This window comes from Micromonospora sediminicola, assembly GCF_900089585.1.
GTDB classification, from domain to species: Bacteria; Actinomycetota; Actinomycetes; order Mycobacteriales; family Micromonosporaceae; genus Micromonospora; species Micromonospora sediminicola.
The window spans coordinates 3,529,193-3,543,072 of sequence record NZ_FLRH01000003.1 but is presented as its reverse complement, the minus strand read 5'-3'; the positions used below and the strand labels follow the sequence as shown (position 1 = coordinate 3,543,072).

Sequence of the window (13,880 nt, the reverse complement as noted above, 5' to 3'; positions counted from 1 at the left end):
GAATGTCACGGTCCACCCGTGCGTCCCGCACGGATTTCCGGTGACGGACGCGCCTGTCCCGGTGCGCCCGGCCCGGGCAGGGTCGGGGCATGACGGAGATGACGGTGGGCGTACCCCGGCGGTGGGCCGGGTGGGGACGGACCCGGCACCTGGCCGGGATGGTCGTGGCGATGGTGGCCGGGATGGTGCTGCTCGGCCCGCTGTGGCGGGTGGGCGGGGACCTGCTGGGCGGCGCGGGCGTGCTGGCCCGGCCGGACGTGGGCGCGCTGGTGATGGCGACCGACATGGCGCTGGGCATGGTCGCCTGGATGTGGTACCGGGGCGACGCGTGGGCCGCCACCGGGGAGATGAGCGCGGCCATGTACGTGCCGTTCCTGCTGCTCCTGCCGCCCTGGTGGGCGGGGTGGGTCGGGGACGACGCGCTGCTGCTCGGCGGGCACCTGCTGATGGTGCCGGCGATGGCGCTGGTGGCGCTGCGGCACCGCCACCCGGTCGCCGCGCCGCCCCGGCGGCACCCGGTGGCGGCGGCCGTGGCCCGTCGCTGGCCGGTCGGGCTGGCGCTGCTCATGACCGCCGACCTGTGGTTCGCCCCGACGGTCTTCTCCGCGTGGACGCTGCTCGTGCTGCCGGGGGGCTACCTGGTCCTCGGCGCCTGGCGACGGCGGTTCGGCGACCGGCGTCAGCTCGCCGTCCAGCTCGTGGGGTTGGCCGTCTGGGGCGGTCTGGCGGCCGTGGCGCTGGCCGCGCCGGCCGGGGTCGCCGGCACGCTCGTCGGCCTGGGCTGGCTCGGGCACGCCGGCTGGGACCTGTGGCACCACCGCGCCGACGGGGTGGTGCCACGCGGGTACGCGCAGTGGTGCATCGCGCTGGACGTGGCGGTGGGGGTGACCACCCTGCTGGCCGTCGCGTCCGGGTGAGCCGGCCCGGTCACGGGGCCGGGCCGGCTCACCCCGGACGGACGCCGGGGTGGCGCGGCGAACGTTTACGCCGGTCGCCGCGACCACCGTCCGGCGGTGATGAAAGGCTTGCCACATGAGTTCCGCACCGACCCCGACCGACCCCGCCCTTCCCGCAGACGCCGAGGACGCCACCGCCTTCGCGGATCTCGGGCTGCGCACCGAACTGCTGGGCGCGCTGTCCGCCCTCGGCTACGAGGAGCCGACCCCGATCCAGCGGGAGGCCATCCCACCGTTGCTGGCCGGTCGGGACCTGCTCGGGCAGGCGGCCACCGGCACCGGCAAGACCGCCGCGTTCGCCCTGCCGCTGCTGCAGCGCATGCCGGCGGACCGGCCGGGCGGCGACCCGGTGTCGCTGGTGCTGGTGCCGACGCGGGAGCTGGCCGTGCAGGTCTCCGAGGCGTTCCACCGCTACGGCAAGGACCTCGGCGCCCGGGTGCTGCCGATCTACGGCGGGCAGCCGATCGGCCGGCAGTTGCGCGCGCTCGACCACGGGGTGGACGTGGTGGTGGCGACGCCCGGCCGGGCCCTCGATCACATCGCCCGGGGCACGCTGCGGCTGGGCTCGGTGGCCACGGTGGTGCTGGACGAGGCGGACGAGATGCTCGACATGGGCTTCGCCGAGGACATCGAGGCGATCCTGGAGCACGCCCCCGAGGGCCGCCAGACGGTGCTCTTCTCGGCCACCATGCCGGCCCGCATCGACGGGCTCGCCCGCCAGCACCTGACCGACCCGGTCCGGATCCGGATCGAGCGGGAGCAGCCGGTGGCCGGGGCGGCGCCGCGGGTGCGGCAGAGCGCCTACCTGGTGGCGCGGGCGCACAAGCCGGCCGCGCTGGGTCGGGTGCTGGACGTGGAGTCGCCGACCGCCGCGATCGTGTTCTGCCGCAGCCGGGAGGAGGTCGACCGGCTCACCGAGACGATGAACGGCCGGGGCTACCGGGCCGAGGCGCTGCACGGCGGGATGAGCCAGGAACAGCGGGACCGGGTGATGGGTCGGCTGCGCGCCGGCACCGCGGACCTGCTGGTCGCCACCGACGTGGCGGCCCGCGGGCTGGACGTCGAGCAGCTCACCCACGTGGTGAACTACGACGTGCCCTCGGCGCCCGAGTCGTACGTGCACCGCATCGGCCGGGTGGGCCGGGCCGGGCGGGAGGGCGTGGCGATCACCCTCGCCGAGCCGCGCGAGCATCGGATGCTCAAGACCATCGAGCGGGTCACCGGCCAGCGGATCTCGGTCGACAAGATCCCCACGGTGGCAGACCTGCGGACCCGGCGCTTCGAGCTGACCCAGGCCGCGGTGCGGGAGTCGCTGCTGGAGGACGACCTGGAGCCGTTCCGGGCGGTCGTCGAGTCGCTGACCGACGAGTTCGACCTGATGGAGGTGGCGCTCGCCGCGGTCCGGCTGGCCCACGAGGCCACCCTGCCCGGCACCGCCGACGAGGAGGAGATCCCCCAGGTCGCCGTCCGTCCGAACCGGGAGGCGCGACCGGGGTACGACAGCCGGGACCGGCGCGGTGGCACCCGGTCCCGGGGCGCGGGCACCACGCAGGTCTTCATCGGGCTGGGCCGGCGGGCCGGGGTACGGCCGCAGGACCTGGTCGGCGCGATCACCGGCGAGACCCGGATCAACGGGCGCGACATCGGCTCGATCGAGATCGCGGACCGGTTCTCGCTGGTCGAGGTGCCGCAGGCGATGGCCGACGAGGTGATCCGAGGGCTGCGGGGCAGCACCATCAAGGGGCGCAAGGCCACCGTCCGCCGCGACCGCGACGGCGACGACCACCGGTAAGGCGGTTAAGCGGGGCCCCCTGCCACGCACGAGGCGTTGACAGGGGGCCCCTCCTTTCACCTCAGGCGGCGACGGGCTGGCCGCCGAGCGTCTGCGCGTCGACGTCGGCCGGGCGCAGCGCCAGCGCGAGCACGTCCGCGACGTCGGCCAGGGTGTGCACGGTCAGCGCCTCGCGCACCTCGGCCGGCAGGTCGTCCAGGTCCGGCTCGTTGCGCTTCGGGATGATCACCTCGGTCAGGCCGGCCCGGTGCGCGGCGAGCAGCTTCTGCTTCACCCCGCCGATGGGCAGCACCCGGCCGGAGAGCGTCACCTCGCCGGTCATCCCGAACTCCGGCCGCACCGGGCGGCCGGTCACCAGGGAGGCCAGCGCGGTCACCATGGTGATGCCGGCGCTCGGCCCGTCCTTGGGCACCGCGCCAGCCGGGAAGTGCACGTGGATCCGCCGCCCGGCGAGCGCGTTCGGGTCGATGCCGAGGCGTCGACCGTTGGAGCGCAGGTACGACAGCGCGATGTGCGCCGACTCCTTCATCACGTCGCCGAGCTGACCGGTGAGGGTCAGGCCCGGCTCGCCCTCCATGCTGGTCGCCTCGATGAAGAGCACGTCGCCGCCGGCGCCGGTGACCGCCAGGCCGGTCGCCACGCCGGGCACCGCCGTCCGCTCGGCCGACTCCGGGGTGAACTTGGGCCGGCCCAGGTAGCGGGCCAGGTTGCCGGTGTCGACCCGGACCGGCGCCGGGTCGGACGCCAACGCCACGGTCACCTTGCGCAGGATCTTGGCGAGGGCCCGTTCGAGCTGCCGGACCCCGGCCTCCCGGGTGTACTCACCCGCGATCAGCGCCAGCGCCTCGTCGGCGACGGTCACCTCCTCGGCGGTGAGCCCGGCCCGCTCCCGCTGCCGGGGCAGCAGGTGGTCCCGCGCGATCGCCACCTTCTCGTCCTCGGTGTAGCCGTCCAGACCGACCAGCTCCATCCGGTCCAGCAGCGGGCCGGGGATCGACTCCACCACGTTGGCGGTGGCCAGGAACAGCACGTCGGACAGGTCGAGGTCGACCTCGAGGTAGTGGTCGCGGAAGGTGTGGTTCTGCGCCGGGTCGAGCACCTCCAGCAGGGCCGCCGCCGGGTCGCCGGAGTAGCCCACGCCGAGCTTGTCGACCTCGTCGAGCAGCACGACCGGGTTCATCGAGCCGGCCTCCCGCAGGGCCCGCACGATCCGGCCGGGCAGCGCGCCGACGTAGGTGCGCCGGTGGCCCCGGATCTCCGCCTCGTCGCGGACGCCGCCGAGCGAGACCCGGACGAAGGTACGCCCGAGCGCCCGCGCGACCGACTCGCCGAGGCTGGTCTTGCCGACGCCGGGCGGGCCGGCGAGGGCGAGCACCGCGCCGGAGCCGCGACCGCCGACCACGCCGAGGTTGCGCTCCGCGCGGCGGTTGCGCACCGCGAGGTACTCCAGGATGCGGTCCTTCACGTCGGTCAGCCCGGCGTGGTCGGCGTCGAGCACCGCCCGCGCCGCGGCCAGGTCGGTGTTGTCCTCGGTACGCGTGTTCCACGGCATCTCGAGGACGGTGTCGAGCCAGGTACGGATCCAGCCCGCCTCCGGTGAGGCGTCGCTGGCCCGCTCCAGCTTGCCGACCTCGCGCAGGGCCGCCTCGCGCACCTTCTCGGGCAGGTCCGCGGACTCGACCCGGGAGCGGTAGTCGGCGGAGCCGTCCGGCTCGTCCTCGCCCAGTTCCTTGCGGATCGCGGCGAGCTGCTGGCGGAGCAGGAACTCGCGCTGGGACTTCTCCAGCCCCTCGCGGACGTCGCTGGTGATCTGCTCGGTGACCTCCTGCTCGGCCAGGTGCTCCTTCACCCAGCCGACCAGCAGCTCGAGCCGGGCGGTGACGTCCGGCGCGGCGAGCAGTTCGGTCTTCTGCGCCAGGCTGAGCCAGGGCGCGTAGCCGGCCGAGTCGGCCAGCTCGGAGAGGTCGGTCATCCGCTCCATGGCGTCGATGACCTGCCAGGCGCCACGTTGCTGGAGCACCGAGGTCATCAGCGCCCGGTACTCGCGGGCCAGTTCCCGGGCCCGGCCGGCGGGGGCGGGCTCGTCGAGGGCGGTCGCCTCGACCCAGAGGGCCGCGCCGGGGCCGGGTACGCCGGAGCCGATGCGGGCGCGGGCGATACCGCGCACCACGGCGGCGGGTTCGCCGTCGGGCAGCCGGCCGACCTTCTCGATGGTGGCGACCACGCCGACCGGGCCGTACTCGCCGTCGATGCGGGGTACGGCCAGAAGTTGCTTGTCGCCGGTGGCCCGGGCCGCGTCGACCGCGGCCTGGGTGGTCGGGTCGAGGGTCACCGGGACGACCATCCCGGGCAGCAGGACGGCGTCGGTCAGGGGAAGTACCGGAAGAGTTGCCATCGAACACCTGCCATCACGTTGGTTGAGCGTGTCTGGCGCAAGTAACAAACCGTGCCCCTTGTTCCGGCTTGTGACCCACGCCACGTCCACGCCCCGCCCGCATCGACTCTCCCGCGTGCCGACCCATTTGCCGCGCCGCCGTTTACGCGACCCGCCGAATGGCAGGAGTCGGGTATTGTTGCGAAATTACCGCTTGGTAGGTCAAACTCTTAGCCACACCCCGCCCGACACAGGGAGTAATGGCGATGGCAAGGAAAGTAATCACCGTTCTGACCGACGACCTCGACGGCGGAAAGGCCGATCGGACCGTCGAGTTCAGCCTGGACGGCGTGGCCTACACGATCGACGTCTCCGACGAGAACGCCGGCGTCCTGCGCAAGGCGCTGGACCCGTACATCAGCGCTGGCAGGCGGATCGGTCGCGGCCCGGCCGACACCGGCCGGGCGGCCCGGCGCGCGACCCGGCCGAGCACCTCGGGAATGGACCGCGAGCAGAACCGCGCCATCCGCGAATGGGCCACCAAGAACGGCTACGAGATTTCCGAGCGGGGTCGCATCCCGGTCTCCGTCGTCGAGGCCTACAAGAACCGCTGAACCCTCCCGGTTCACCGTCGGGCATCCCGGGGTCACGCTGAGAAATCGGCGTGACCCCGTCGACTTTTTCCAGGTCGACAATTTTCACACCCCCCGATCCCACCGGCACCAATTTTCCCCACCCCAACGCACCCCGCCCGTCCTCCGTCGATCAAGGAGTTCGCGTCGGGAGTCGGCGCGGGCCGGGACGCGAACTCCTTGATCGACGACCCGGACGCACCGACGGCCGGAGCCGCCCGGGAGGGGTCCCGGGCGGCTCCGGCCGTCGGTGGATCGGGTCAGTTGACCTGGATGCGCACCACGTCGATGGCGGGGGTCTGGTTGGCCCGCTCCATCATCGGGATGCGGTGCGAGCCGTCACCGGCCCAGACCGAGCACTGCGCCAGGCCGGACTCCGGCAGGCCCGGGATCTGGATCAGCACGTCGTCCGGCTGGGATCCGCCCCGGCCGTCCTCGGTCGCGACGAAGAACGCGGGCACGTCCTGCGGGTTCGGGGGCTGCCGGGTGCTGCCGAGCATCCGGCAGGCGGTGTGGAAGTGGCCGCGCACCAGGCCCTGGCCGTTGAGCAGCGAGCTCTCCAGGTAGTAGCCACCCTGGCCGGCGGCGAGGAAGCGGTCCCGCACCAGGTTCTTCGTGGTGACCCGGAGCGTGAACGGCTGGTTGCGCTGCACCTGGTTCGGGAACTGGGTGATGAGCAGCGAGGGGTTGTTCGCCGCGGCGCCGACCTCACCGAACGCGGTGCTCACGCACCGGTTGCCGTTCTGGAAACCGTTGTGCGCCTCCAGCTGGCTGCCACTGCAGTCCTTGGCGAGCACCTCAAGGCCGTTGTTGCCGCCGTTCTGGCCCCCGTTGTTCCCGCCGTTGTTGCCGCCGTTCTGACCACCGTTCTGGCCGCCGTTCTGGCCGCCGTTGTTGTTGCCGCCGTTCTGACCACCGTTCTGGCCGCCGTTGTCACCGCCGTTCTGACCGCCGCCGTTCTGACCGCCGCCGTTCTGACCGCCGCCGTTCTGACCGCCGCCGTTCTGGGCGTTGTCGGCGAGGGCGCACGCGGCGAGCTGCTCCAGGCCCTGCGGACGCTGGCCGCCCCGGCCGATCGCGGTGGCGATCCGGTTGATCGTCGCGGTGCGCTTGTCGGCGAGCGGACGGAGGATGGCGTTGTTGATGAAGTCGCCACCGTTGCGGCCGTCCCGCGCGAGCCGCCGGTTCGCCTCGGCGATCTGGCTCTCCAGCAACGCCAGGTTGCGGTCCACCTCGGCGCGGGCCCGGCCGGGCACCTGCGGCAGCTTGCCGCGGACATCCGGGCAGGCCACGGTCGGGGTGCCGGCGCCCGCGCCGCCGCCCCGGGTCTGCTGGCACTCGGCCGACGACATCTGCCCGTCACCCCAGTGGTTACGGACCCAGCGGCCGTTCTGCCAGGTGCGGGTGGTGCTGCCCTGGCCGCCCGGGGCGGTCGCCCCCGGGCTCGGGGCCACACAGGACGCCGAGGCGGCACGGGTGCTCGTCCGCCGGTCCTGGGCGGACGAGATCTGGGTGACGGCGACGATGCCGCCGAAGACCGCGAGCGTGCCGACCACGGCCAGCATCCGCTTGCTCCGTGCGCTACCGGATGACCGGCGCGCCCGTGTGGACCTGCGCATCGAATTGCTCTCCTTCTCGATCCGGTAGTTGACTGGTGATCCCGGCGGAACGACGAATCCTCGGGGTGAGATCACTGCGACGTACGGGTCGCGCGTCAATGGCCGACGGTGCCCTTTCCGCACCGTCTCCGCGCCGTCCGGGCGCGGCGGGAAGATCTGCGTCCATTCCCGCTTAGGTACGGAGCGCCGACGGCGAAGGTTCAACCGGAGATCGGAAAAAAAATCGGCGGGTCGCGACGGCCCGGTTCAGTCGACCCAGAGGTGGTCGAACGCGAAGCCGCCGTCGAACGAGGCCCGCCGCTCGGCGAGGCGTCGCACCTGCCCGCGCAGGTCGCCCCGGTCCACCAGGGACGGCGCCGCCGCGTCGAGGTCACGCAGCCGCTCCCCCAGCGCCGCCACGGCCAGGTCCTCGGCGAGCCGACCCGGCTCCACCCCGCACGCGAAACCCCGGGTGGTCAGCCGGACCCGCTCGACGAGGCACCGGCCGGGCCGCACCTCGACCCAGCCCCAGCCCTCCGCCGGGCCGTCGGTCCAGCGCACGTGCAGGCCGCGCACGATCGGGTCGGCCAGCCGGCCCGCCACGTACGCCTCGACCGCGTCGACCCGGGCCAACGCGCCGAGGTCGTTGACCGGACCCCGCCGGCCGTCCGGGAGCCGGCCCTCGATGTCCCGGAACCCGATCGTGTCTCCGTCGTCCGGGTCGGTCCCGGCGGCGTAGGCCCGGGCGTCGACGACGTACTCGGCGAACCGGCGTGCCTGGTCCGCACCGCCGAGCGTCGGCGACTCGACCCGCACCAGCGGCAGCCCGACGGCGGCGCAGACCGCGTCGGTCAGCCGTTCCGCGCGGCGGGCCGGCGACCCGTCGGCCGCCGGCGTGGTGAACCTGACCGCGAAACGCGGAAGTCCCGTGTCGGCCGCGCACACCACCAGGTCGAGGCCGGCCCGGCCGGCGGTGCTCCACTGACTGCCGGTGACCCCCGGCGGGCGGCCCTGCACCAGCTCGCCGAGGCGCCGGTCGGCGTAGCCGACCTGGCCGGCCCGGGTGAACCGGGACGGCACGCCGGGCGGGACCGGCCGCAACCAGGACACGGCCACGCTGCCGGTGCTCGTCATCTCGCCACAATCCGTCCGTCGTTCGCCTCGACGACCGAGTGTAGGGCGTCGATCATGGTGACCGCCTCGGCGGTGCGGGCGAATCCGGGCACCCGCCGGCCGGTGCGCCACCCGGTCCTGCCCTCTAGGCTCGGCGGGTGCACAGCGGACGGACCCCGGAGCGATTCACCAAACGCAGTCTCGTCGCCGTATCCCACGCCATCGAACGCGCCGCGCTGGCCGAGGCCGAGGACGGCCCGCTGGTGGTGCTCGCGCTCTTCCAGCGGCTGCCGTACTTCGACCGGGAGCGCGCGGTCTACCGGCGCATCGCCGGTCGGGCCGCGGCCACCGTGGTCGGCGTGGTCGGCGGCCCCCCGCCCGACCTGCCCGACGGGACGTACGGGGTGGCGTTGGACGAGGCCGAGGACCTGGCCCGGGAGTGGAGCGTGGTGGCGCTGACCCCCCGTTTCGGCGCCACGCTGGTGGCGTACGACCGGGGCGAGGTCGGTCCGGCGCCGACCCTGGAGTCCGGCCGGCTCTTCGACGGGCGGTGGGGATTCCGCCGGGACGAGGCGCTGCACGAGGTGATCCGGCTGCGGGAGCGGCTCGCCGAGCGGCTGCCCGCCGCGGCCCGGTCCGCGCTGGACGAGGCGGTCGCCCGGGTACGGGAGATCCCGGCCGGGCCGGGCGAGTCCCGGGCCGAGGCGGCGCTGCGGCTGCTGGCCCGGCGCGGCGACCGGGGCGTGCGCGCGCTCGAGCCGACCGACGGCATGCTCGACGAGCCGGGCCTGCGCCGCTGGACGGACGCGGACGGGGTGACCGCCTCCGGCACGCTGCCGGTGGCCCTGGTCGGCCTGCGGGTGGACGAGCCGGCCGGCGCGCCGGAACGCTTCGGCCGGCGCAGCGTCGCCCGGGAGGGTCAGGCCGTCCTCGCCGCGGTCACCGGCGTGCTGCGCCCGATCGACCGGGCGGTCCGCGTCGCCGACAACGAGTTCCAGCTCGTCCTGCCGGCGCTCGGCGAGCCGGAGGCGCTGGCCGTGGTGGCGCGTCTGCACGAGGCGATCGGCGAGCTGGCCCGGTCGTACCCGTTCCTCGCGTACACCGTGCACGCGGCCGTGGCGGTGACCACCCGGCGGCCGCTGCCCACGGCGGACCTGCGGGCCGCGGTGGAGTGGGCGGTGCGGCAGGGCGTGCCGGTGGCGGGCCTGGAACCCGAGCCGGCGCCCGCCGTGCGCTGACCCGTCAGCGCCAGAGCACCACCTCGGTCGGCGGCTTCCGGTCGATGTCCGGCACGGTCGCGTCGGGCGCGGGATAGCCGACCGGGATGATCAGGTTGCCCCGCTCCTCGGCCGGCCGGTCGAGCAGCTCGTTGAGGAAGCGCATCGGGCTCGGCGTGTGGGTGAGCGTGGCCAGCCCGGCGCGGTGCAGCGCGGCGAGCAGGAACCCGACGGCGATCCCCACCGACTCCTTGACGTAGTAGGGCCGGGGCGACCCGGGCCCGCGGTGTACCTCGAACACCACGATCACCGCCGGCGCGGTCTCCAGGAACGGCTTGCTGGCGTCGGTGCCCAGTGGGGCCAGCGCGGCCAGCCACTCCTCCGGCGCACGCCGCTCGTAGAAGACGCGCTCCTCGGCCTCCGCGGCGGCCCGCAGGCGTCGCTTCAGCGCCGGGTCGGTCAGCACCACGAACCGCCACGGCTGCCGGTTCGCCCCGCTCGGCGCCGACGCGGCGGCCCGCAACGCCTCGGCCAGCACCCCGGGTGGGATCGGCCGGTCGCTGAAGTCGCGTACGGTGCGTCGGCGGACCAGCTGGTCGGCGAACTCACGGGCCCGGGGCAGCGCCTCGGCCGGTGGGACGCCGTAGTCGGGGGCCGGCAGGGCGGCGGGGCGGGGAGGCATCCGCTCATTGTCGACCGGTCCGCCGGCGCCGGCCACCCGACCGGCGGCCGTCGATGCGCCAGGATGGGCGGTACGAGGAGGACGACCGTGCGCGTGGTGTCACTGGTTCCCTCGCTGACCGAGGCGGTCGCGGCGACCCGCCCGGAGGTGCTGGTCGGCGCGACCGACTGGTGCACCCACCCGGACGGGCTGGACGTGACCCGGGTCGGCGGGACGAAATATCCCGACCTGGACCGGGTCCTGGCGCTCGCGCCCGACCTGGTGCTGCTCAACGAGGAGGAGAACCGGCTGGCCGACGCGGAGGCGCTGCGCGCGGCCGGGGTGCCGGTGCGGGTCACCTTCCCGCGTACCGTGCCGGAGGCCCTCGACCAGCTCGGCGAGCTGGTCGCCGCGATCGGCGCGCCGGACGAGCCGCCGTGGTTGCGGGCGGCCCGCCGGGCCTGGGCCGCCCCGCCCGCGCCGGCGCGGGTCCGCACCGCGGTGGTGCCGGTGTGGCGGCGCCCCTGGGTGGTGCTGGGTCGGGACACGTTCGCCGGGGACGTGCTGCGCCGGCTCGGTGTGGTCAACGGCTGGGCCGGGGATCCGGAGCGCTATCCCCGACCGGCGCTGGACGTCCTGCGCGCCCGCGCGCCCGAGCTGGTGGTGCTGCCCGACGAGCCGTACCGGTTCACCGCCGACGACGGGCCGGAGGCGTTCCCCGGCGTGCCCTCGGTGCTGGTCTCGGGCCGGCACCTGACCTGGTACGGCCCCTCGCTGGCCGAGGCGCCGGCGCTGCTCGCCGCCCAGCTCGCCGCCCCGGTCTGACCCGTCGCCGCCGCGGGCGGGGCGGACGGCCCGCCCGATCGGGTCCTTCGCGCCTGTCCGGGGTCGCCGCCGCGGGTGTGCACTGCGGGCAGGACGAAGGGAGTGGGCCATGAAACAGAACCGACTGATCGTGGTGGGCGTCGACGGGTCGGACGGCGGCCGGCGCGCCCTGGACTGGGCCGCCGACGAGGCGGCGGCGCGTGGCGGCACGGTGCAGGCGGTGGTCGCCTGGCGGTGGGACGGCATCGAGGCGGGGCCGACCACCGCGACGAACCCGACCGACGAGCGGCGACACGCGGAGGAGCTGCTCGACCGGGCGATCGCGGACCTCGTCCGGCGGCAGGGTGCCGGCCACCCGGTCGCCGGGGAGGTGGCCGAGGGCCGGCCGGCGGACGTGCTGACCGCCGCCGCCCGTACGGCCGACCTGCTGGTGCTGGGCAGCCACGGGCACAACCGGCTGCGGCACACCGTGCTCGGCTCGGTCAGTGAGGAGTGCGTCCGCAAGGCGAGCTGCCCGGTGGTCGTGGTCCCGGTGCCGGTCCCGGCGGCCCGGGCCTCCACCGAGCCGGCGCTGCGCGGCTGACCGTCGACACGGCGACGGCCGCCCCAACTGTGGGGCGGCCGTCGCCGGTTGCGGGGGTCGGACGTCCGACACGTTCCGGGCCCCACCGGCGTCGGCGGGGCCCGGAACGGGAACGGTCAGGCGATCGGGGTGGCGTGCACCGGGTCCAGCTCCATCAGGGTGGTGTCGTCCACGTCGTACCCGACGGCGTTGTGCACCGCGACCACGCCGGCGACCTGGCCCGCCAGGCGTCCGGCGAGGTCGACGGCGCTGCGCCGGTCCAGCCGTCCGTCCATGGTGACCTCCCCGCCGCGGACCTGGACCGTCACCAGGCCGTCCCGCACGGAGAGCACCCGACGCAGCACCTCGTGCACCACGTCCTCCCGGATCTCCGCGTCGGTGCGCAGGTGCACCCGGAGCAGGTCGCCCCGGGTCACGATGCCGGCCAGCCGGCCCAGGTCGTCGAGGACGGGCAGCCGCTTGACCGCCTCGCGGTCCATCAGCCGGGCCGTCGCGGCCAGCGACGCCCGCTCGTGCGTGGTGACCGCCGGCGCGGTCATCAGGTCGCGGGCCACCAGCGCGCCCGCCTTCTCCCGGGCGGCACGCCGGCGCCGCCCCTCGAAGACCCGCCGCTCGTCCGGGTGGCCGGAGCGCTCCACCTTGTGCAGCAGGTCCGCCTCGGAGACCACCCCGAGCACGCGGTGGAACGAGTCCACCACCGGAACCCCGCTGACCCGTTCCCGGACCAGCACGTCGACGACGTCGCGGTACGGGGTGTCCTCGCCCACCGTCGCGACGTCCCTGGTCATCACGTCGGCCACCTGCCACGTCCTCATCACGACCTCCTCGTGCCGGGCCTGCACCAGTGACGCTAGGCCGCCGCCCGGGCACCGGGCAGAGGCGGCGGACCGGTCCCTCGGGGGCCCTCCGGACCGGGTCGGGACGGGACCAAGGACCCGGTCCCGGGGGCACCGTCGGCCCTGCTGCCGGACGCCGCCGGGGAGTGGAATGAAAGTGCCACCGGGAACGCGGTGCGAGGCACAGGAAGGGACGTGGACACCATGACCGCGACAATCGAGCGGACCCCCGCCGCCACCATCGCTCCGGCGGCCGAGACCCCCCGCCAGAAGGCCACCCGGTACGTCTGGGCCGGGCTGCGGCTCGCCCTGGGCTGGACGTTCCTCTGGGCCTTCCTCGACAAGATGTTCGGCCTGGGACACGAGACCCCGGCGAAGAACGCCTGGATCAACGGAGGCAGCCCGACCAAGGGCTTCCTGGGCAACGCGGTGGCCGGCCCGTTCGCGGACATCTACCACGACATCGCCGGCGCGGCCTGGGCGGACTGGCTGTTCATGCTCGGCCTGCTCGGCATCGGCGTGGCCCTGCTGCTCGGCATCGGCACCCGGATCGCCGCCGCCACCGGCGGGCTGCTCCTGGTCCTGATGTGGACGGCGGTGCTGCCTCCCGAGAACAACCCCTTCATGGACGACCACCTCATCTACGCGGGCCTGCTCGCCGGTCTGGCTCTGGTCGGCGCCGGCAACACCCTCGGCCTCGGCCGCGCCTGGGCGAAGCTCCCCCTGGTCCAGCGCCTCCCCTGGCTGAAGTGAGGTAACCGAGAGCAGGTCGCCCCGGGCGGGCGTCGCCGACAGGCGGCGCCCGCCCGGTCGTACGCCCCCGCCGCGCCCCGGCGGGGACCGGCGCGTATCGGCCGGTCGCGATCGGGCAGGATCGACGGTGACCACACCGTCAGCACCGAGGAGACCCGCTCATGGACAAGCCCGAGGTTGGCCCGATCGAGGGCGCGCCGCCCGCCGATCTCGTCATCGAGGACATCACGGTCGGCGACGGCCCGGAGGCCCGCCCGGGCCAGCTGGCCAGCGTGCACTACGTGGGCGTGGCGCACTCGACCGGCCGCGAGTTCGACGCCTCGTGGAACCGGGGCGAGACGTTCGAGTTCCCGCTCGGCGGCGGCCAGGTCATCGCCGGCTGGGACCAGGGCGTGATCGGCATGAAGGTGGGCGGCCGGCGCCGGCTCACCATCCCGCCGCACCTGGGCTACGGCGCCCGCGGCGCCGGCGGCGTCATCAAGCCGAACGAGACGCTCGTCTTCGTGGTGGACCTGCTCGGCGTGCGCTGAGCGCTCCCCG

General features: G+C 74.7%; 13 protein-coding genes. 8 read left to right on the top strand and 5 right to left on the bottom strand.

Translation table 11 applies throughout. From position 1 onward, the window contains the following. Nucleotides 1-89 precede the first annotated feature (89 nt). Both GA0070622_RS16870 and GA0070622_RS16865 read left to right on the top strand, forming a co-directional pair. Nucleotides 90-917 carry a hypothetical protein gene (locus GA0070622_RS16870; protein ID WP_091574182.1) on the top strand — a complete coding sequence of 276 codons (828 nt, stop codon included), beginning with the start codon at nucleotides 90-92 and terminating at the stop codon, nucleotides 915-917. A 115-nt stretch (nucleotides 918-1,032) separates the two neighbouring features. After that, on the top strand, nucleotides 1,033-2,748 hold the full coding sequence (locus GA0070622_RS16865; RefSeq protein ID WP_091574181.1) for a DEAD/DEAH box helicase: 1,716 nt from the start codon (nucleotides 1,033-1,035) through the stop codon (nucleotides 2,746-2,748). 61 nt (nucleotides 2,749-2,809) lie between these two features. On the opposite strand, the gene lon is transcribed toward GA0070622_RS16865, so the two are convergent. Continuing rightward, nucleotides 2,810-5,143, bottom strand: a complete 2,334-nt coding sequence (gene lon, locus GA0070622_RS16860) for an endopeptidase La (RefSeq protein WP_091574180.1) — start codon at nucleotides 5,141-5,143, stop codon at nucleotides 2,810-2,812. Between the two features lie 245 nt (nucleotides 5,144-5,388). On the opposite strand from lon, the gene GA0070622_RS16855 reads away from it, so the two are divergent. Further along, nucleotides 5,389-5,736: a histone-like nucleoid-structuring protein Lsr2 gene (locus tag GA0070622_RS16855; RefSeq protein WP_091577548.1), complete on the top strand. Its 348-nt coding sequence runs from the start codon at nucleotides 5,389-5,391 to the stop codon at nucleotides 5,734-5,736. A gap of 278 nt (nucleotides 5,737-6,014) precedes the next feature. Here the strand turns inward: GA0070622_RS16855 and GA0070622_RS16850 are convergent, their stop codons facing one another. Further along, the gene (locus GA0070622_RS16850) at nucleotides 6,015-7,319 is read right to left on the bottom strand and encodes a hypothetical protein (RefSeq protein ID WP_091574179.1); all 1,305 of its coding nucleotides are present in this window, start codon (nucleotides 7,317-7,319) and stop codon (nucleotides 6,015-6,017) included. A 300-nt stretch (nucleotides 7,320-7,619) separates the two neighbouring features. Continuing rightward, the gene (locus tag GA0070622_RS16845; RefSeq protein ID WP_091574178.1) at nucleotides 7,620-8,486 is read right to left on the bottom strand and encodes a PDDEXK family nuclease; all 867 of its coding nucleotides are present in this window, start codon (nucleotides 8,484-8,486) and stop codon (nucleotides 7,620-7,622) included. Between the two features lie 137 nt (nucleotides 8,487-8,623). Here GA0070622_RS16845 and GA0070622_RS16840 point away from each other — a divergent pair, with 137 nt between their 5' ends. Continuing rightward, on the top strand, nucleotides 8,624-9,703 hold the full coding sequence (locus tag GA0070622_RS16840) for a DICT sensory domain-containing protein (RefSeq protein WP_091574177.1): 1,080 nt from the start codon (nucleotides 8,624-8,626) through the stop codon (nucleotides 9,701-9,703). A gap of 4 nt (nucleotides 9,704-9,707) precedes the next feature. On the opposite strand, the gene GA0070622_RS16835 is transcribed toward GA0070622_RS16840, so the two are convergent. Beyond that, nucleotides 9,708-10,364 carry a nitroreductase family protein gene (locus tag GA0070622_RS16835; RefSeq protein ID WP_091577545.1) on the bottom strand — a complete coding sequence of 219 codons (657 nt, stop codon included), beginning with the start codon at nucleotides 10,362-10,364 and terminating at the stop codon, nucleotides 9,708-9,710. Nucleotides 10,365-10,451: 87 nt separating this feature from the next. On the opposite strand from GA0070622_RS16835, the gene GA0070622_RS16830 reads away from it, so the two are divergent. Both GA0070622_RS16830 and GA0070622_RS16825 read left to right on the top strand, forming a co-directional pair. Continuing rightward, nucleotides 10,452-11,168, top strand: coding sequence for a helical backbone metal receptor (locus GA0070622_RS16830; protein WP_091574176.1), 717 nt, complete (start codon nucleotides 10,452-10,454; stop codon nucleotides 11,166-11,168). Nucleotides 11,169-11,277: 109 nt separating this feature from the next. Beyond that, nucleotides 11,278-11,751 (top strand): universal stress protein, encoded by a 474-nt coding sequence (locus GA0070622_RS16825; protein WP_091574175.1) that lies wholly within the window; start codon nucleotides 11,278-11,280, stop codon nucleotides 11,749-11,751. A gap of 116 nt (nucleotides 11,752-11,867) precedes the next feature. On the opposite strand, the gene GA0070622_RS16820 is transcribed toward GA0070622_RS16825, so the two are convergent. Continuing rightward, nucleotides 11,868-12,566 carry a CBS domain-containing protein gene (locus tag GA0070622_RS16820; protein ID WP_091577542.1) on the bottom strand — a complete coding sequence of 233 codons (699 nt, stop codon included), beginning with the start codon at nucleotides 12,564-12,566 and terminating at the stop codon, nucleotides 11,868-11,870. Nucleotides 12,567-12,791: 225 nt separating this feature from the next. Between GA0070622_RS16820 and GA0070622_RS16815 the strand changes: the two genes are divergently transcribed. After that, complete coding sequence (locus tag GA0070622_RS16815) at nucleotides 12,792-13,340, top strand: DoxX family membrane protein (protein WP_091577539.1); 549 nt, start codon at nucleotides 12,792-12,794, stop codon at nucleotides 13,338-13,340. Between the two features lie 161 nt (nucleotides 13,341-13,501). Further along, the gene (locus GA0070622_RS16810; RefSeq protein ID WP_091574174.1) at nucleotides 13,502-13,870 is read left to right on the top strand and encodes an FKBP-type peptidyl-prolyl cis-trans isomerase; all 369 of its coding nucleotides are present in this window, start codon (nucleotides 13,502-13,504) and stop codon (nucleotides 13,868-13,870) included. The last annotated feature ends 10 nt before the right edge of the window (nucleotides 13,871-13,880 follow it).